The 19,686-nt window shown below is 34.1% G+C and carries 11 protein-coding genes; 8 read left to right on the plus strand and 3 right to left on the minus strand.

Annotation, left to right across the window (positions count from 1 at the left end; all coding sequences use genetic code 11):
- The first annotated feature begins 21 nt into the window (after window positions 1–21).
- Window positions 22–750, plus strand: coding sequence for an SAM-dependent methyltransferase (locus J7604_RS19140; RefSeq protein ID WP_293899241.1), 729 nt, complete (start codon window positions 22–24; stop codon window positions 748–750).
- A gap of 83 nt (window positions 751–833) precedes the next feature.
- Window positions 834–2,111 (plus strand): methionine adenosyltransferase, encoded by a 1,278-nt coding sequence (metK, locus tag J7604_RS19145; protein ID WP_293899244.1) that lies wholly within the window; start codon window positions 834–836, stop codon window positions 2,109–2,111.
- Window positions 2,112–2,199: 88 nt separating this feature from the next.
- Here metK and J7604_RS19150 read toward each other — a convergent pair whose 3' ends face one another.
- The 3 genes from J7604_RS19150 to J7604_RS19160 form a co-directional block, all read right to left on the minus strand.
- Window positions 2,200–2,472, minus strand: a complete 273-nt coding sequence (locus J7604_RS19150; RefSeq protein ID WP_028979938.1) for an HU family DNA-binding protein — start codon at window positions 2,470–2,472, stop codon at window positions 2,200–2,202.
- 364 nt (window positions 2,473–2,836) lie between these two features.
- The gene (locus J7604_RS19155; protein ID WP_293899248.1) at window positions 2,837–5,971 is read right to left on the minus strand and encodes a hypothetical protein; all 3,135 of its coding nucleotides are present in this window, start codon (window positions 5,969–5,971) and stop codon (window positions 2,837–2,839) included.
- 8 nt (window positions 5,972–5,979) lie between these two features.
- Window positions 5,980–7,059, minus strand: a complete 1,080-nt coding sequence (locus J7604_RS19160; RefSeq protein WP_293899251.1) for an FAD-binding oxidoreductase — start codon at window positions 7,057–7,059, stop codon at window positions 5,980–5,982.
- A gap of 284 nt (window positions 7,060–7,343) precedes the next feature.
- Between J7604_RS19160 and porU (J7604_RS19165) the strand changes: the two genes are divergently transcribed.
- The 6 genes from porU (J7604_RS19165) to J7604_RS19190 all read left to right on the plus strand — a co-directional run bounded on the left by porU (J7604_RS19165) (window position 7,344) and on the right by J7604_RS19190 (window position 19,438).
- Complete coding sequence (gene porU, locus J7604_RS19165) at window positions 7,344–11,228, plus strand: type IX secretion system sortase PorU (RefSeq protein ID WP_293899254.1); 3,885 nt, start codon at window positions 7,344–7,346, stop codon at window positions 11,226–11,228.
- A 169-nt stretch (window positions 11,229–11,397) separates the two neighbouring features.
- Window positions 11,398–12,045 carry an MBL fold metallo-hydrolase gene (locus J7604_RS19170; RefSeq protein ID WP_293899257.1) on the plus strand — a complete coding sequence of 216 codons (648 nt, stop codon included), beginning with the start codon at window positions 11,398–11,400 and terminating at the stop codon, window positions 12,043–12,045.
- Window positions 12,042–12,749 (plus strand): CDP-diacylglycerol--serine O-phosphatidyltransferase, encoded by a 708-nt coding sequence (gene pssA, locus J7604_RS19175; RefSeq protein WP_293899260.1) that lies wholly within the window; start codon window positions 12,042–12,044, stop codon window positions 12,747–12,749. The genes J7604_RS19170 and pssA overlap by 4 nt, the downstream gene beginning before the upstream one ends.
- A gap of 283 nt (window positions 12,750–13,032) precedes the next feature.
- Window positions 13,033–16,923, plus strand: a complete 3,891-nt coding sequence (porU, locus tag J7604_RS19180; RefSeq protein ID WP_293899263.1) for a type IX secretion system sortase PorU — start codon at window positions 13,033–13,035, stop codon at window positions 16,921–16,923.
- 43 nt (window positions 16,924–16,966) lie between these two features.
- Window positions 16,967–18,160 carry a type IX secretion system outer membrane channel protein PorV gene (porV, locus tag J7604_RS19185; protein WP_293899266.1) on the plus strand — a complete coding sequence of 398 codons (1,194 nt, stop codon included), beginning with the start codon at window positions 16,967–16,969 and terminating at the stop codon, window positions 18,158–18,160.
- A gap of 6 nt (window positions 18,161–18,166) precedes the next feature.
- Window positions 18,167–19,438, plus strand: coding sequence for a pitrilysin family protein (locus J7604_RS19190; RefSeq protein WP_293899269.1), 1,272 nt, complete (start codon window positions 18,167–18,169; stop codon window positions 19,436–19,438).
- The last annotated feature ends 248 nt before the right edge of the window (window positions 19,439–19,686 follow it).

The raw sequence follows: 19,686 nt of genomic DNA on the forward strand, positions 1-19,686 counted from the left end.
TGATCAACAAATATAAATACAATGTCGATTCCCGAATCTGAAACTTCAAAATTATATCTGATTCCCTCAGTACTGGCAGAAGGCACGGCACTTCAGATGATGGCTCCGGCAATATTGGAAGTTATTAAAGAAACTGATTATTATTTTGCTGAAAATATTAAAACAGCAAGAAGATATATAAGTGAACTAAAAACTGGGAGAAAAATAGAAGAGCTTATTTTTCATCAACTGGATAAAGATACCACCAAAGAAGAGGCTACTAAACTATTTGATACCGTTCCATCGGGTAAAAATATTGGTGTATTATCAGAAGCAGGCTGTCCCGGCATAGCCGACCCAGGAGCTATGGCTGTGGCAATTGCACATAAAAAAAAATGGGATGTAGTGCCCCTTCCAGGCCCATCATCAATCTTTATGGCATTAATGGCCTCAGGTTTCAATGGCCAGTATTTCTGCTTTAAAGGTTATCTTCCAATTGATAAAGACCAAAAGATTAAGTCTTTTAAAGCCTTAGAGAGAGAGGCCTGGGATAAGAGAGCTACGCAGATAGTAATTGAAACACCTTATCGCAATAATAAATTTTTAGAAGATGTAATTTCAACGGGTAATCCTGAAACCCAACTTTGTATAGCTTGTGATATTACAGGACCTCAACAATTTATTCAGACAAAAAATCTGAATGAATGGAAAAAAAATTTACCTGATCTTAACAAAAAGCCCACAGTATTTCTATTTTTTGGAAGAAACTGATTAAGTTTTTTGTGTTATTGGATTTTAATTTAACTTTGATAATTAGTTATTCTTAAACAAGATACCTTTAAACCTAAAATATAATGTCATACCTATTTACCTCAGAATCCGTGTCGGAAGGTCACCCTGATAAGGTTGCTGATCAGATTTCAGATGCAATCCTTGATGCAATCCTAGCTCAGGATCCAAATTCAAGAGTTGCTTGTGAAACGATGGTTACTACAGGACTAGTTGTAGTTGCCGGTGAAGTTACTACTAAGGCTACTATTGACACTCAGAATATCATTAGAGATACTATTAAGAAAATCGGGTATACCAAAGCCGAGTACATGTTTGAAGCAGACTCTTGTGGTATACTTACTGCACTTCACCAACAGTCTCCAGATATCGCACAAGGTGTTAATGAAGGCGAAGGTCTTGACAAAGATCAGGGAGCTGGTGATCAGGGAATGATGTTTGGCTATGCTACAACAGAAACTCCCGAATATATGCCGATGGCTTTGGCGTTTTCTCACAGATTGGTAAAAAAATTAGCTGAGATTAGAAAAAAAGGCAAGAAAATGACGTACCTACGTCCTGATGCAAAATCTCAAGTTACTATTGAGTATGGCGACAACGGTAAACCAAAGAGAGTGCATACTATTGTAATTTCCACTCAGCACGATGATTTTGGAAAAGATGCTGATATGCTGAAATTGATCAAAAATGATATGGTCAATGAGGTTATCCCATCAGTGATTCCGAAAAAACTTATTGATAGTAAAACCATCTTCCATATCAATCCAACCGGTAAATTCGTAATTGGCGGACCTCACGGAGATTCAGGATTGACAGGAAGAAAAATTATTGTTGATACTTATGGCGGAAAAGGTGCACACGGTGGTGGAGCATTCTCTGGAAAAGATCCTTCTAAAGTTGACAGAAGTGCTGCATATGCGGCAAGGCACATTGCTAAAAACCTTGTTGCTGCAGGAGTTGCAGAAGAAATCCTTGTTCAGGTGGCTTACGCAATCGGAGTTTCAAAACCAGTTTCTTTAACTGTAAATACTTACGGTACTGCGAAAGTAAATATGACTGATGCACAGATCGCTTCTAAAGTATTGAATGTTTTTGACATGAGACCAAAAGCAATTGTTGAAAGATTAGGCCTTAAAAACCCTATTTTCTCTGAGACTGCAGCATACGGTCACATGGGAAGAGATCCATTTATAAAAGAGGTTGATCTTTCTTATGTGGAGCTAAAAGATGATGGCAAAAAGAAAACTGAGATCAAGAAAACTGTAAGTAAAAAAGTTGAATTCTTCACATGGGAAAAACTTGACCATGTAGAAGCTGTAAAGAAAGAATTCAAGATCAAGTAAAATAAGAAGGGCTCCTACTGGGAGCCCTTCTTATTTAAAGTCAGTAATAAATAAAGCCTGTTCTTTTCAGATCAGGCTTTTTAATTATTTATTTTACTTTTTTAGCTAGATCAGCACCTGCTTTGAATTTTACAACTTTCTTAGCTTTGATCTGGATAGTTTTACCAGTTTGTGGGTTTCTACCAGTTCTTGCTGCTCTTTTAGCTACAGAGAAAGTACCAAATCCAATGATGATAACTTTATCTCCTTTTTTCAAAGTTTTAGAAGCTGCACTTAGAAATGCATCAAGTGCTCTTTTTGAATCAGCCTTAGTTAGTTTTGACTCAGCTGCGATTGCGTCGATTAATTCTGCTTTGTTCATTTTTTTAAAAATTTAACTTGTGTTTAAAATCTTATGTCAAAATTATATGAATTCCAGTATTGTACAATAGTTTTACACAAAAATATATCGAAATGTTGATAACTTTTTTCATTTAATGATCAGCATTCATAGGGTATACAGATATTTCAAAACTCGAAACATACGTCGAAACAGGGTTACAGGTTGTGGAAAACTTGAATTGCTTATCAACAAAGGAATCCAGGGAGCAATTTTAAAAGGTTCAAGCTGAACAACAAACCAGGCAATAAATACAATTTAAAACACTCATTTAGAGTATTTTATAAGCAAAAAATAGTACTATTAAATGAATTATATTTCTCTACAAACTCATTCAAAACAGATTTTAAAAATCATATCCAAAAGTGAAATAGAATAATGGAGATTGAACCACATTATTTTTAACGCCCCATGCTACATCTACTTTTACATAATATCCCAACAATAAGGTTCTTGCTCCGAAACCATACCCTACTAGGAATGGATTCACATAGTTTCTTACCTGAGCTGTAAATGGATTGCCATTTCCTCCGGCAACAGTAGTGTTAATACTGTTATCTTTACTAAATGGCGTATCGCCCGTCCAGGCAGATCCAGCGTCGGTAAAGGCTACTAACTGAAAATTTCTTAAAAATGAAGAGGATATTGGTTGTCTGTAAATTGCTCTAAATGGAATACGTAATTCAGCATTCATGAGCACATAGCGCGAGCCAAACTGTGAATTATATATAAACCCTCTCATTGGCATTGAGTACTCAATGAAAAGCAAATCAGAGTTGTTTTTAAACTGAGATATCGCTAAAGGGCTATTAGGAGATGAATTATCTGTTGAGTTAAACAACCAGTTATCCATTCCTCCAAGTAAAAAGTTTTTCTTGGCATTACCAGTAAAGGCCCCGCCTGCGACACGGGCCGCCAGAACAATTTCTTTATAAATTCTCTGATACCTTCTAAGATCTAGATTGATTTTACCAAAATTGTTGGAAGAGGAGCCATCTGCCATGTACTGCTCTGCGCTAAAAATAAATCTCGTTCCTTCAATCATATTCAAGCCAAGCTTTATTGTATTATCATATACAAAGCTGAGATTAAGTCCCTGATACCCCTGTGTAATATCTTTAGAAGTCATTTCGGTAACAGATCTTCGGGTAAAAGCTACAAAAGGAGTAAGACTAAGCCTGGAATATACTGAAAAAGGATAGGAGGCAGTAAACGCCAATTTATTTAGAGTATATATCTGCGAAGACGTTGACTCATTTGAAGCAAAAAGATTTTTTCTATCATACCTAACTTTAAGATCAACTCTTTTCTTTAGATAAATATATTCACCGAATATATTATTAGTTTTTAAATCCGCCACCCCAAAAGCTCCAACGTTTATTCTATGATTACCCAGAACATCAGACATTTGCCCTTCAAGTAATATTCCCAATCCTCTCAACGGATCTATAAGTATTGTGGAAATGACATTATCTATACCAAAAAAATTTCTATATGGATATGGTCCAAGAAAAGAAGTTTTTTTCTGTAATTGATTTTTATTAATTGTATCAGCAGGTTCTTCCTTTAAAGGAGCCCCGGCTATTCTGCCTTTATCAGTGGTATCCTTCAATTCAGATTCGAATCGGAACTCATCCAGATTTATTTCTTTAACCTTTTCCTTTGAATTAAATTCAAATTCCTGTTTCTCTGATCTGGTTATCTTATCGTCTGCTTTCTCTTCAATTTGAGAAGAAGATGGTTCTAATCTTGTAAAAACAGAATCAAGGTTGTAGTGAGGAAAAAAGTAAGCTCTTTCTTTCCCTCCGATTCTATTTATAGTTACCAGATTATTATTAGCACTTGATATATGGAAAGATTTAATATTATATAAAAAAGCTGACTTCCTGGAAAGCTTTTTATCAGTTAGGTTCAGACTGTATAAATTATCAATTTTATCGTCATCAGAAATAAATAAAACAGAATTTGAAGATTTTACAAATACAGGCTGGATAACATTGATATCATTTGTAAGCCTCACTAGTTTATTACTTCCATTAAACTTAAATAAGGAATATTGTTCCAAAGGTTTATAGATTTCCTTTTTTGGAAGAACAAGTGTATCAGAACTCCTGTTTGATGCAAATATGACCTCTTTAGTTGTTCCGTAGAAAGATGGAGAAAGATCATCAAAGATGTCATTAGTAATTTGCTTCATCCCCCCTCGAGCATTGTCCATTAGAAACAAATCTGTCTGCCCATCCTTATCAGCACTGAATATTATCGCAGTTCCATCTTCAGAAAAAGCAAAATCAAAAACATGTTTGAAATATGTTATCTTCTTTTTTACCTTATCTCCGGTTTTTAAATTGTGTATCTCCAAATAAGTCTTGTCGCTTTTTGTATAGATAAATGCTAGTTCATCTTCAGATTTCCAGGCAAAGGTTGGATTGTGGGTATCAAAGTCGCGTTGCGCACTTCTTGTACCTCCCTTTCTTATAGATTTTGAATCTTTTTTTCCTTTCTCTGTAATTTCTACCGCAAACAAATGATATTTTCCATCCTGAAATTTCACAAATGCCATTCTATTACCCTTAGGATTTACCTTCACTACACTTAAGGCATTCTTTTTAGAAGAATTTAATCTTAAATATTTGTCCTCCTGTGGCTCTTTATACTCCTTTTTCAGATTATTATTTATACCTAAGTAAAAGTTTCTGAATTCTGCTAAAAAAATTGAATAAGGAATGCCCAGAGTACTTTCTATGGCCGCTTCTTCGTTTCTTACAATTCGAGTTAAGTTTAACAGGTTAGGTACAGTATAAAGGCCGTATTTTTCAACTATGTAATTCCAGATACCATGTCCAGCAAGTTCAGCTTCTCTTCCTGTCAAAGCAGCAGGAACTTTATATTTTTTTTTCTCCAATGCTCCTCTTACATGAGAATTCATATAGGGAGAGTTACCATACGCAACGTAGGCGGCAAGTCCTCTGATGTACCACTCAGGTAATGAAAGCAAATAAGAACTCTGAACTACATCTTTAAGACTACCACCATACATCATTACATTCAGAAGTATTTTGGTAATGCCATATGTAATCTCCTTTTTAAAATCTACCTGGCTTCCTTTATAAGATACCTCAATTCGTGATTTGACAAAACTTGTATTCCCACCAACTACTACAAGATCTTCTCCCAGGCCAATATTACTTTGCTCACTCTTTTGAGGGGAAGTGTAAACAATCATCCTGATTCGATCATATGGTGTAAAGCCAATTAGCTCAATTACCCTTTCTAGCTCCTCTTCTGCATACCTGCCAGCGCTTTGAGCAAGCTCCATATCACCCTCGTTGTAGAATATTTCAAAGTTGTGAGTTGTAAAAACTCTCCACTTAAAGCTTTTATATTGGATTCTGTTTTTACCAAACTGATCTACGTAAGCCTGAGAATAAGCAGTTGATATTAAAAACAATGAGAGGAACCAGATATAAATAAAACGCATAATATATATTAGCCAATATGGCGATAAAAGAATGATTCAAACCTAGATATATTAACTTCATTATCTAGCGGTTTATTTTCTTCTAAAAAAGAAAATAACTGCTCTGCAAAATATGGTGCCAAACTTATCCCTTTTGTTCCTAAGCCATTAAATATTGCCAGCTCTGGATATTTGGGATGTAATCCTAATATTGGTCTCCGGTCACTTGTAGATGGCCGGATTCCAGCTTCCTGTCTTACATATTCAAAATCAAAACTTACAAGTTCTTTTAGTTTATGCTCGATTTCTTCTCTGGCCTTTTGGGTAACCTCGTCTGTCAAATCTTTCCAATCATATGTAGACCCGGCCTTTAAATTTCCATTATGTAATGGAACAACAAATACGCCTTTGCTAATAATCTGCTTCAAAGGGAATTGAGATTTTAATGTTAAAACCTCCCCTTTCACAGGTATATATGGAATCCAATTAAAATATGGGTTAAATTGATTCAGAAATCCTTCAGCGAAAATAACTTTCCTTGCCTTGTAATTGCCCCAGGTTACACCTTCATTTTCAAATACAAGGTCAGAGCAATTGAACCTTTCACTGATAATACTTTCCCTTTGCTCAAAATATTTAAATGCTGCAGAAAGCAATGTTACTGTATCTACATAACCTCCTTTAAAAAGACTTAGACCGCCAAAATGTTTGTTTTTATTAATAGGAAAATCATCTGATGAGGTAACCACCCTGGAAAATTTATTATAGGCTTCGTCAGAATGGCTTACCCAGTGATTTTGTTCTTCAATAGAACCAAATGGTCGGAAAATAGGCAATGGATGAAAAAAGTTTGCATCCAGGTCCTTCTCCATTCCAGGGTAAAATTCATTTAAAAAAGGGAATAACAACTCAGCCTTCCACGTCTTTACCATCCTCTTTCCAGTAATCGGATTAAAAATTCCCGCTGCAACTTTTGAAGAGTTATTACTACCTCCATCAACTATGAGTATTTTAAGACCCTTTTTTATTAATGTATATCCTAATACTGAGCCTGCAATGCCCTGTCCAACTATAATATAATCATAAATCATTCGGTAATTTAAATACATTTATCAGGAATATTGGCATTTGCAATCTCAATTTTATCTGTAAAAAAAACATCAGTTTTTATCCAAAAATAAATCTGTAAATAATTCTGAAACCCAGTTTTCAACGGGTGAAGTCTATTTTTAGTATTTTTGGCTGATTACCATCTGGCAATTCTCATCTGTCCGCCTCCTTATTATTTTTCATCTTAAAAATTTAAAAAAATAATAAGTATTAAATACGACCGTTTACAAAATCGTCTGACTTTTTTTCAGATAATTTTATTGTTAACACAATTTTTAAGATAATGAAATTCATTCGATTACTTTTAATCTTTTTATTAACATATTCTTTCCAGAGCATTGCCCAACATAGCAATCCTAGGATAAGAATAACATGGGGCAAGCCGGTTAATTTACAAACTAAGGATAAAGGGATAACAGTTCCTGACTTCTCCTCTGCTTACCATCTCGAGAATCAAGGTTTTCTCCCTTCCTATCATATCCAAATCTATGATGAAATAGTAGAAGAATTCGAAGTTATAGCTGATTCTATTGAAACATTAGATACTGAAACGATGGAGTTTATCAAAGGGATAGCTAAGGATAAATTTGAAACTATAATCTCCATAAGTTATTTCAAAGGCAAGCCAGTCAGTGATATTTTCATTGTTCCAATACTGACTACGTCTGGTTCATACATGAGACTTAGAACCTTTTTTTACAATTATAAAAGCAGTAAAAAAAATTTAATTTCGACTAGTCCGACAAAAATTACCAGGAGAGGCAACTATACTAAGCTCGCTGCTGCTGCATCTAACTCAGTGCTTGCCAATGGAAGTTGGTTTAAACTTAGCATTTCTAATTCAGGAGTATTTAAACTTGATTATAATTTTCTTCTAAACATAGGCCTCAATCCATCAAGTATTAATCCCAGAGAACTTAAAATATATGGAAATGGAGGAGGCATGCTTCCTCAAAACAACTCAACGCCCAGGTATGATGATCTTGTTGAAAATGCAATATACGTTTACGGAGAAAACGATGGAAAATTTGATCCTCAAGATTATATTTTATTCTATGGAGTTGGTCCACATGTGTGGAGATATAATGAAATTGAAAAATCGTTCAATCACTCATACAATCTATATTCAGATTTTTCTTATTACTTTCTAACAACAGACTCTGGAGATGGGCTTCGAATCAGCAATCAGGCCTCTTTAGATGGAGCTTCTGTTTCAATCGAACAATTTGATGAAAGGTATTTCTTTGAAAAAGATGAAGCTCAGGTAATGACTACACCTTGGGTACCGAGTGGCAGACTCTGGATAGGTGATATATTCAACTATAATTTACAAAATACTTATAATTATGATGCAACTGGTATTATACCTAATAGTGACATATTACTCAGATCTGCATCCATAGGCAGATCTTCTACACGTAGTTCATTCAATGTTTCCTTAAATAACACTCATGTAGGAACACATGAATTTACGAGATATTTTGAAGATCCTTACGCTGACTATCCCTATTTGGGAGAATATAAAGTTGATACATGGAAAATTAATAGCTCTAATATTCAGGGAACCAATTTTTCAATTAAATATTCATTCAACAAAAACGGCAAAACAGAAGCAAAAGGTTATCTTGATTTTTTCGAAATTTTTATTCAAAAAAAACTCCGTATCTATGGTGATCAAACAGCTTTCAGATCTTTACCAAGCTTAAATAATATCATATCAGAATATCGTATTGATAACACTAATAATTCTGAATTTATCTGGGATATTACAGATCCTCTTTTTGTTAAAAACCAAGACTATAACTTTAATTCCGAACAATCCTCTTTCTCTGCAAATTCATCAATATTAAAAGAATACATTATATTCAGGCCTATTAACCTTAATGCTCCAAATTTCGAAGGTAAGATTGAGAATCAGAACTTACACGGCTTCACGGAAGCAGGCATACCAGACAATCTAATAATTACAACGGAAGAATTTTTAAGGCCTGCACATGAACTTGCTCAATATCATAAAGACTTTGACAACATTGAATCCTATGTTGTTACAGTAAAGAATATATATAATGAATTTTCATCAGGAGCCCAGGATATTTGTGCTATAAGAGACTTTATCAAAATGGTCTACGATAGAAGCAAGCCTGGTGACAGCCTTAGGTATGTTACCCTTTTTGGCGATTGCTCGCTGGATTATAAAAACAGAATACCTAACAATACAAACTTTGTCCCTATTTACGAATCTTATGAATCTCTAAATCCGGTGGATTCATATTCTTCAGATGATTTCTATGGATTCATGGATCCTAATGAAGGAGATTGGAATGAAAATCCCAACGTCAATGATAAAATGGAATTAGGTATAGGAAGACTTCCAGTCAAAACAGAAGCAGAAGCATATGAGATTTTACAAAAAATTAAACAATACAAATCAGACAAATCACTAGGTAAATGGCGGAACAACATTACATTAATAGCAGGGAATAAAAAAAGTACAGAGCCCAGCTACCAAAATAACGTATCTTTATCTTCAGCTGAATCACTGTCCCTTATTCTAAATCAAAAGGGGCCAAACTATAATATCAATAAAATTTATCTTCCAGCTTATCCTTTAACATATACACCATCTGGAGCAATTTGCCCGATGGTAAACGATCTTATAAAAAATGAATTTGACAAAGGCACATTCATTTTAAATTATGTAGGACATGGTAGCGAAACACAACTCAGTCAGGAAAATATTCTAAATACCTCTATTATTTCTGAACTAAAGAATCAATATCAACTGCCATTTATTATAGCAGCAACATGTCAGTTCGGACGATACGATTTTCCTGGCATTCTCTCAGGTATTGAAACTGCATTTCTTAATAGAGAAGGTGGTTCCATAGGATCTCTAGCACCTAGCAGACCGGTTATTTCTACTACAAATCACCAAATCAATAAAGCCTTTTATGAAACAGTATTTCTAAAGAACCGTTCTCGATTCTTAACACTTGGAGACATTATTCTTCTAACAAAAAATAATAGTACAAGCGGTATCAATAACAGAAGTTATGCTTTGATCGGAGATCCTTGTCTTACTTTAAATTATCCTAAGGAGGAAATTTTAATCACGAAAATAAACGGACAAAACTTCGGAGAAATAACAGATACATTAAAAGCACTGCAAAAAGTTAAGTTAGAAGGGGAGATTCAATCAGAAGGAAAAATTATTTCTGATTATAATGGAGAATTAAACCTACGACTCTTTGACAAAGAGACCACCGTCGCAACGCTCGAAAGTCCAGTTACGAACTTCAACGTACAAAACACCCTTATCTATGACGGATCTGCCTCTCTAAAGAATGGTAAGTTTGCAATTGAGTTTATAATTCCAAAAGATATTTCCTATCAATGCAACAAAGGCAAAATCAGCCTATACGGAAGTAATTCTCCTAAACTAGGAGACGGGGCTGGCTCCTTAACAAATATTATTATCGGAGGAGCTAATAAAAATGCGGTTGATGACATTACACCTCCGGTCATCAAAGCTTATATGAATGATGAGTCGTTTGTCTTCGGGGGAATTACAAATTCTAATCCAAAACTCATTGTTAATTTATTTGATGAAAGTGGAATAAACCTCGCTTCGTCAGGTATTGGTCACGAGATTTCTTTGATTTTAGATAATTCGAATGAGCCTATCAGTTTAAATGAATTTTATACAACTAAATTGGATAGTTACAAAAATGGAACTGTTACATTTAATTTGAGAAATCTAACACCCGGGAATCATTCAATTAAAATAAAAGCATGGGACACTTATAATAACTCTTCCGATACATATCTTGAATTTGTTGTTGTAAACAACGAAGATATTGACCTATCACATATTTTGAATTACCCTAACCCCTTCACCACTCACACTGAATTCCACTTTGATCACAACAGATCAGGCGATGACATTGATGTGATGATTCAGATTTATACAGTGTCAGGTAAATTAATTAAAACCATATCAGAAAGATTCTATATCTCCCCTGCCCATATTTCAAATCTATTTTGGAATGGGAGAGATGACTTCGGAGATAAAATAGGTAAAGGAGTATATGTATACAAAGTTTCGGTTAAATCTCTTTCTGACGGAAATCACAAATCAAAATTTCAGAAACTCCTTATTCTCAATTAAAATTTAGGGTCCATTAAATAAGTCGATTTAATTAACAAATCTTAATAAATATGGTCAACTTAATAAAATAAGTTGGGATATACCTTTTCTAAAAAACATTTAACATTTTGAATGCTATTCCGATGAATATTGGTAATTTACAAATCGATTTTGCAAGTACAACTCTAAAATGATTCAGATCCACTCATTCGTATTTAATCCCTTTCAGGAAAATACTTATATTCTGTTCGATGAAACAAGGGAAGCCTTAATTATAGATCCAGGCTGTTATGAAAAAGATGAGCAGGGAGAACTTACTGCTTTTACTAAATCAAAAAATTTAAAAGTAAAAGCTTTAATTAATACTCATTGTCATGTAGATCACGTTTTAGGTAATGGTTTTGTAAAAGATCATTACAAAGTAGAGCTGGGTATACATCCTATAGAGTTAAGCCTTTTAAGAGCAGTAAAAAGTTATGCATTCAATTATGGATTTGCCGCGTATCATGGCACAGAGCCTGAGTATTACCTGAATGAAGGAGACAAAGTAAAATTCGGAAATTCAGAATTGGAGGTTCTATTTGTACCAGGTCATTCCCCTGGACATATCGCATTTTACAGCAAGGAGCAAGCCTTTTGCATAGCAGGAGATGTTCTTTTTAACAGAAGTGTCGGAAGAACGGACCTTCCAGGAGGAAATTTTGAAACATTGATTAACAGTATTCATACAAAGCTTTTCGCTCTTCCGGATAATACAAGAATATTTCCCGGTCATGGTCCTTACACCACAATTGGAGAAGAAAAACGTTACAATCCTTATTGTGCAATAATAAAATGACCATAAAAAAGCATCTCCCAAATTTCATCACTTGTTTAAACCTCCTGTCAGGCTGTATTGGAATTACCGAAGCATTTAAAGGTAATCTTGTAAATGCAGCACTTTTGATCATTGCAGGAGCAATTTTTGACTTTTTTGATGGATTTATTGCCCGCCTGGTAAAAGCCTCTTCCCCCATTGGAAAAGATCTAGATTCTCTTGCAGATGTAATTACATTTGGATTATTGCCAGGAGTAATATTATTTAATTTGTTAAAAATAAATGGTAATATTCCTTTAGCTATAAATTACATTCCATTAATCGTTCCTGTATTTTCCGCTCTCCGCTTAGCCAAGTTCAATAATGATCCCCGTCAAACCGGTTCATTTATTGGAGTCCCTACCCCTGCAAATGCTCTTCTCATTGGGTCTCTACCTTTAATAACAGAATTTAATTCAGATTTCAATTTGAATTTTATAATCAACAATCCTTATTTTGTTATTTCAGTCAGTGTAATAATGTCATTGCTTCTGATTTCAGAGATTCCCCTATTTGCCTTGAAGTTTAAGACGTTTAACTGGAAAGACAATCAGATTATTTATATTTTCTTACTAATTAGCTTAATCCTTTTACTTTTAATAAAAGTGGCAGCCATACCATTAATAGTGATTTTATATGTAATTTTGTCTGTCATTAATAATTCAATATTAAAAAAAACAAAATAGAAATCAGTTTATTGCCAAAGTTGCTTTATACTACCCAAAAAACACTTAACAATCAACCCAAAGCAGTAAAATCTGGACTCATATTATAATGAGTAAGTACTCTTGAATTAGATGAGATTCAGGTAAAAGAAAGTTGGTATACCACTGTAAAAAGCTAAAAGCCAACCTGATTATGGAAGGATGTAGTTTTAAAATTAAACAAGCATAATAAATATTTCAAAATACCGTTTATATCTTGCCTGTAGCATAGGCAAGATATAAACGGTTGTTTTTTTATCTATCTATGAAATTAGAAACGAAGCTATTATTTCTATTACTGATATACACATTCAGTGCCAAAGCCCAATATTCCGACTTTAAAAACTCTATTAAGGTAAAGTGGACATCTCCGGTTTCTGTTCTTGATAACCAAGCAAAAACAAGATTAGTTCCAAATTTTGAAGAATCATTTCATATAGAACCTCAGGATTATTTACCCTCTTTTGTACTGCGTATATACAATGAAAGAGTCGAGGAAATTACCATTCACCCCGATTCAACTGAACTCATGGGGACAATAGATGCAGATCTTATAAGAAACGCTCCCGCTGATGCATTCGAGACAAAAATTTTTATAAGATACTATAAAGGGAAACCCTTAAGTGAAATTTATATTGTTCCAATTAAGGCATCAGCCGGTTCATTTCAAAAAATTCATAAATTTTCATATACGTATAAAGCGTCTCAAACATCTGAACCTCTTCCTGTTTCCAGTAAAATTATAAAAAGATCAGGAAAATCAACTGCCCGAACTGCCTCAACATCTAGTTCAGTATTATCTTCAGGAGACTGGCATAAGTTAAGTATCTCCAACTCTGGAGTTTTTAAAATTGACTACAATTTCCTTACGAACCTTGGTTTAAATCCCTCCACCATAAATCCTAAACAAATCAAAATTTATGGTAATGGAGGAGGAATGCTTTCTCAAAAAAATGATGATCCGAGATATGATGACCTGGTTGAAAATGCTATTTATGTTTCAGGTGAAGCTGATGGAAAATTTGACCAGGGAGATTTTATCCTTTTTTACGGGACAGGTCCACATCCCTGGTCCTATGACTTTATAAGTCAAAGCTTCAACCACACTTTCAATATTTATTCAGATTTTGCGTATTACTTTCTTACTATAGGTCCGGATAATGGACTCCGTATACCTGAGCAGCTTTCTGAAACCGGTGCAGAGCAAAGTATTACTCAATTTGACGATAGATATTTTTTTGAAAAGGACGAAGCGCAAGTAATGGTAGAGCCTATAAAACCAAGTGGCAGGCTCTGGATTGGTGATATTTTTAACTATAATCTTCAATATACTTACCCTTTCGACGCGACAGGCATAATTCCTAATAGTGAGGTATCGTTGAGGTCCTCGTGCGTTGGAAGATCTTCAGCATCAAGCTCATTCAATATTACCCTTAATAACGTGGCGATTGGCACTCATAATTTTACCAATTCAGCCTATTTTGAAAATCCAAATGTTGAGTATCCTTATGTGGGAGAAGTGAAAACTGAATTATTTAAAACGAATAGTTCAACCTTTAATAATAGCTCTAACATTTCTATAAAATACGTTTTTAATAAAGCAGGCAAAAGTGAAGCAAGAGGTTATCATGATTATTTTGAAATATTTGTCCAAAAGCAATTACGACTATATGGTAATCAGACTTCGTTTAGATCTATACCGAGTCTTAACTATAGCATTTCCGAATTTAAAATTTCAGGCACACAAGGCACAGAGATTGTTTGGGACATTACAGATCCTCTTTATGTAAAAAAACAAAATTATTCCTTTGCCGCAGATACAGTTTCCTTTTCAACTAATACTAACACTTTAAAGGAATTTGTAATTTTTAACTTAAATAATATTAGCCCCCCAGCTTATATTGGAAAAATCGCAAACCAAAATCTCCATGGAATTATTGCTCCAAATATTCCTGAAAACATTATCATAACCACTGATGAGTTTGAAGATGCGGCAAATCAATTGGCTCAATTCCATAAATCCTATGATAATCAGGACAGTTATGTGGTTACAGTAAAAAAGATTTACAATGAGTTTTCTTCCGGAGCCCAGGATATTACCGCTATAAGAGACTTTATTAAAATGGTATACGACAGAAGCTCTCCTAATGACAGCTTACATTACGTAACATTATTTGGAGATTGCTCCATGGATTACAAAGACAGATTAGCGAATAATACAAATTTTGTCCCAACTTATGAGTCACGCCAGTCCTTACATCCAATTTTCTCTTATTCTTCAGATGATTATTATGGATTTATGGATTCCTTTGAAGGAGAATGGGTTGAAAATATTAGTGGAGACGCTACCCTTGATGTAGGAATAGGACGACTACCAGTTAAAAGTACTGCTGAAGCTTATGCTATTGTTGACAAAATTAAAATTTACAAGAGCAATCAGTCTCTGGGAAAATGGAGAAATAGAATCACTTTAGTTGCCGACAATCAACCTAACAGCAACCTTCATTTGAATTCAGCCGAATTATTGGCAAGTAAGCTTGAACAAAATCAGCCTAATTACAATATTAATAAGGTATATATGGCTGCTTACCCACTTGTCTATACACCATCAGGACCTACTTGCCCTGCAGCAGCAGAAGTAATTCAAAATGATATAGACAAAGGAATTTTCTTATTAAACTACACCGGACATGGAGGAGAGCTTCAGCTGGCTCAGGAAAATATTCTTAATACTACTATCATTTCAAAATGGAAAAATATAGATCAACTCCCATTTCTAGTAGCTGCTACTTGTCAATTTGGCCGATATGACTATCCAGCGGTTGTATCCGGAATTGAAACCGCAATATTAAATGCAAATGGGGGAGCCATTGGTTCGCTTGCCTCTACCAGGCCAGTTTATTCAAATACGAATGAAGCTATAAATGTTGCCTTTTATAATGCTGTATTCCAAAAGAAAGGTAACAGATATCAAAGATTAGGAGAAATTATGATGCCTACTAAAAATAAGAGTAATTCGGGTATTAATAACAGGAATTATTCATTATTGGCAGATCCTGCATTAACATTAAATTATCCAATAGAAGATATTGTACTTACCAAGGTGAATGACATTAATGTTTCAGGTGTGGTAAGTGATACAATTAAAGCACTTGAAAAGGTTAAACTTGAAGGTGAAGTGAGATCTGGAGGTAGTATAATTGAGGATTACAATGGAGTATTAAATTTGACGCTTTACGATAAAAAGAATATAATTACTACAATAGAAAACCCAATTGTAAGTGTAGGATTGCAGAATAGTCTTATATACGATGGTCCAGCATCAGTTAAAAATGGTAAGTTTTCATTAGAATTTGTTATTCCAAAAGATATTTCATATCAATACAGTAACGGCAAAGCCAGTTTTTACGCTAGCAATTCACCAAACCTACGTGATGCAGCAGGTGCTTCCTTTGATTTAGTAATTGGAGGAACTAATAAAAGTGCAGTCGAAGACAATACACCACCAGTCATTAAACCATATTTAAATGATGAAACTTTTGTTTTCGGCGGATCTACAGGTTCTAACCCCAAATTAATTATTAAATTATTTGATGAAAATGGAATAAATCTGGCTTCTGCTGGTATTGGTCATGAAATTTCAATGACTATAGACAATTCCAACGAAGTTATTACTCTAAATGAATTTTACAGCTCAGGGTTAGATGACTATAAAAATGGAACGGTGAATTATCCACTTAAGGATCTTGCACCTGGTAATCATTCTATTAAGATAAGAGCATGGGATACTTATAATAATTCTTCAGAAGTATATCTTGAATTTGTTGTAGTTAACAATGAATCAATAAGCCTTGAACATATCCTTAACTACCCAAATCCATTCTCAACCAATACTGAGTTCCATTTTGATCACAATAGAGCCGGTGAAGATATAGATGTTATGATCCAGATCTATACAGTTTCAGGCAAACTTATCAAAACTATCTCCAACAGATTATTTACAAGTCCAAGTCATGTCTCAGGAATTCATTGGGATGGAAGAGATGATTTTGGAGATAAAATTGGAAAAGGAGTTTATGTATATAAATTAAATGTTAAATCTCTCAGAGATGGTAACCATAAATTTAAATACCAAAAGCTAGTAGTTCTTAACTAATAATTGATTTAAAATTTTAATTTTGAAATTCAAATCCACAACAATGATAAAAAAAATATTTTTTAGCTTAAGCATTGTAGTACTAAGCACTCAATTATCTAATGCCCAAACTACCACATTAGGTGGGCAACAAGGTAATCCAATAACAACGGCAACTCCATTCATGACAATTTCCCCAGATGCAAGGTCTGGCGCTATGGGAGACGTTGGCGCTGCAATATCTCCAGATGCCAATTCAATTTTCTGGAACCCTGCCAAATTAGCATTTGCCGAAAAAAACATGGGCGTTGCCATCAGTTATACACCATGGCTCAGAAAACTAGTAAATGATATGTCCCTCTCTTACCTATCCGGATATAAAAAATTACGAAAAGAAGAGGCTATCGGTATATCAATGAATTACTTCAATCTAGGTAGCATTACTTTCACAGATAATAATGGTAATGTAATGCAAGACTTTCGTCCTAAGGAATTTTCATTTACAGGTTGTTATTCAAGAAAATTGAGTAAAACCCTTGGTGTAGCTGTTGGTCTGAAATACATATATTCAAACTTATCTGGAAATATTTCAATTAGCAGTGGAGGAGCAACAACATCTGCCAAACCTGGTAATACTGCAGCAGGTGACGTAGGAGTATACTTCAACAATGATTATATCATTGCCGGTACAAATACGAATATAGCTCTAGGTGCTATGTTGTCTAATCTTGGAGCAAAAATATCTTATACGAATAGCAGTCAGAAAGATTTTATCCCCACCAGTCTTAGAGTTGGTACAGCAATAACAACAGAACTGGACCCATACAACAAATTAGTCTTTGCGATTGACGCCAATAAACTATTGGTTCCAACACCACCGCAGAGAGACAGTTCGAATAATATAGTTAAAGGGAAAGACCCAGAAAGAGGCCTATTAAGTGGAGTCCTTGGTTCTTTTTCAGATGCTCCAGGAGGATTTAAAGAGGAGATGCAGGAAATCATTCTATCCGGAGGATTAGAATATTGGTATAATGATTTATTTGCAGTTAGAGGCGGATATTTTTACGAAAATCCCCATAAAGGCAATAGGAAGTATTTTACATTAGGATTTGGAATAAGATACCAGGTTTTTGGCTTAGACTTCGCATACCTTGTACCGGTAAGATCGAACAATCCACTTGCTGAGACGTTAAGATTTACACTGCATTTCAATTTCGAGAGTAAGAGTACAAAAGATATTGAAACTATAACAGAATAATAAAAGATGTTGATAAGAACTCAGGAGCCTGAATTAAGACCATTAACGTTTAATAATATTTTATTACCAAAGCGCAATGAGCTTAATAATAAGATACCTTTTTATCAATTAATATCAGGAGCTCAGGACGTTCTTAGATTAGAAATAATTTTTAAAGCAGGAAGCCTTTACGAACCGAAAGAAAGTGTAGCCCACTTTACCGCCAAAATGCTTTCGGAAGGGACTAAAGACTTTTCTGCTAAGGAAATCCAGGAAAAAATAGCTTTCTATGGAGCTTTTATGGAATTAAATAGTGGGTTCGACAGGGCAGCATTTACTGTCTATTGTCTGGCCCGTCATTTGGATAAATTATTACCTATAATTTCTCAAATAATTACAGAGCCGACTTTTCCTGAACAAGAATTAGAGACATTAAAGCTTATAAGCCTTCAATCACTTCGTGTTAATCAGGAAAAAACAGCATTCTTAGCTTCAGCAAAATTCCGAAAACTATTATTTGGACAGCACCCATATGGAAGCTGCATGACCGAAGAAGGGATTAGTTCAATATCCAGAGAAGATCTCATTCAATTCCATGAAAAATATTATTCATTATCTAATGCAACAATTCTTATTACAGGAGGAGGGAATACAAACTACTATAATTTAATAAATAATCACTTTGGCATACATCAATTAATCAACACAAATCAAATATCTGATTATGCTGCCAGCTTAGGAACACCAACTAATGAAATAATTGTCAAAGAAAATTCTATCCAATCTTCAATAAGGTTGGGATGCCCTTTATTTACCATCAAACATGACGATTATTTTAAAACGTCAATTCTCGTAGAAATTTTAGGAGGTTACTTCGGTTCACGTCTTATGAAAAATATTCGAGAAGATAAAGGATACACCTATGGAATCCATGCGAACTTTGCAGTTATGAAAAACAATGGATATCTAGTAATAGGAACTGATGTTAATAAAGAAAATACAAAGGCAACTCTAGAAGAAATTTATAAAGAAATTAATTTACTTAAATCAGAGAAAGTTAATATAGAGGAGTTGACACTTGTAAAAAACTATCTAAAAGGAAGCTTTATTAATTCAATAAATACATCATATTCACAGGTAGATAAATTCAAAACATTACTATTTAACAATCTACCTGAAAATTTTTACGAAACATATTTTAATACTCTTACACATATTACCACTGAAGAAATTCAATCAATAGCATTAAAATACTTTCGACTTGAAAATTTTTATGAGGTTGTAGTGGGTAATATTTAATTATATATAATTTCATGAAATCAATATATAACTTTTATAGCTCTCGACTATTACTATCACAAGTTTATGAAATGATAAACAGTCAAGTTATAGGTCCCATTTAATTCGAGCAAAAGAGTTCTATGCTTGAATCCTACACAAAACCTATTGAAGATTATTGAGGAGAGAATTAAAATTTCAGCTATTGTAAAATAAAAAAGCTCTGAACTGTCTTCAGAGCTTTATAATAATAAGGTTGGCGACTACCT

The organism is Sporocytophaga sp., from assembly GCF_017745095.1.
GTDB lineage: Bacteria > Bacteroidota > Bacteroidia > Cytophagales > Cytophagaceae > Sporocytophaga.

Excerpts from the sequence above, each read along its gene's own strand:
- J7604_RS19140 (WP_293899241.1), top strand. The coding sequence starts at position 22 with ATGTCGATTCCCGAATCTGAAACTTCAAAATTATATCTGATTCCCTCA.
- metK (WP_293899244.1), top strand. The coding sequence starts at position 834 with ATGTCATACCTATTTACCTCAGAATCCGTGTCGGAAGGTCACCCTGAT.
- J7604_RS19150 (WP_028979938.1), bottom strand. The coding sequence starts at position 2,472 with ATGAACAAAGCAGAATTAATCGACGCAATCGCAGCTGAGTCAAAACTA.
- J7604_RS19155 (WP_293899248.1), bottom strand. The coding sequence starts at position 5,971 with ATGCGTTTTATTTATATCTGGTTCCTCTCATTGTTTTTAATATCAACT.
- J7604_RS19160 (WP_293899251.1), bottom strand. The coding sequence starts at position 7,059 with ATGTATTTAAATTACCGAATGATTTATGATTATATTATAGTTGGACAG.
- porU (WP_293899254.1), top strand. The coding sequence starts at position 7,344 with ATGAAATTCATTCGATTACTTTTAATCTTTTTATTAACATATTCTTTC.
- J7604_RS19170 (WP_293899257.1), top strand. The coding sequence starts at position 11,398 with ATGATTCAGATCCACTCATTCGTATTTAATCCCTTTCAGGAAAATACT.
- pssA (WP_293899260.1), top strand. The coding sequence starts at position 12,042 with ATGACCATAAAAAAGCATCTCCCAAATTTCATCACTTGTTTAAACCTC.
- porU (WP_293899263.1), top strand. The coding sequence starts at position 13,033 with ATGAAATTAGAAACGAAGCTATTATTTCTATTACTGATATACACATTC.
- porV (WP_293899266.1), top strand. The coding sequence starts at position 16,967 with ATGATAAAAAAAATATTTTTTAGCTTAAGCATTGTAGTACTAAGCACT.
- J7604_RS19190 (WP_293899269.1), top strand. The coding sequence starts at position 18,167 with ATGTTGATAAGAACTCAGGAGCCTGAATTAAGACCATTAACGTTTAAT.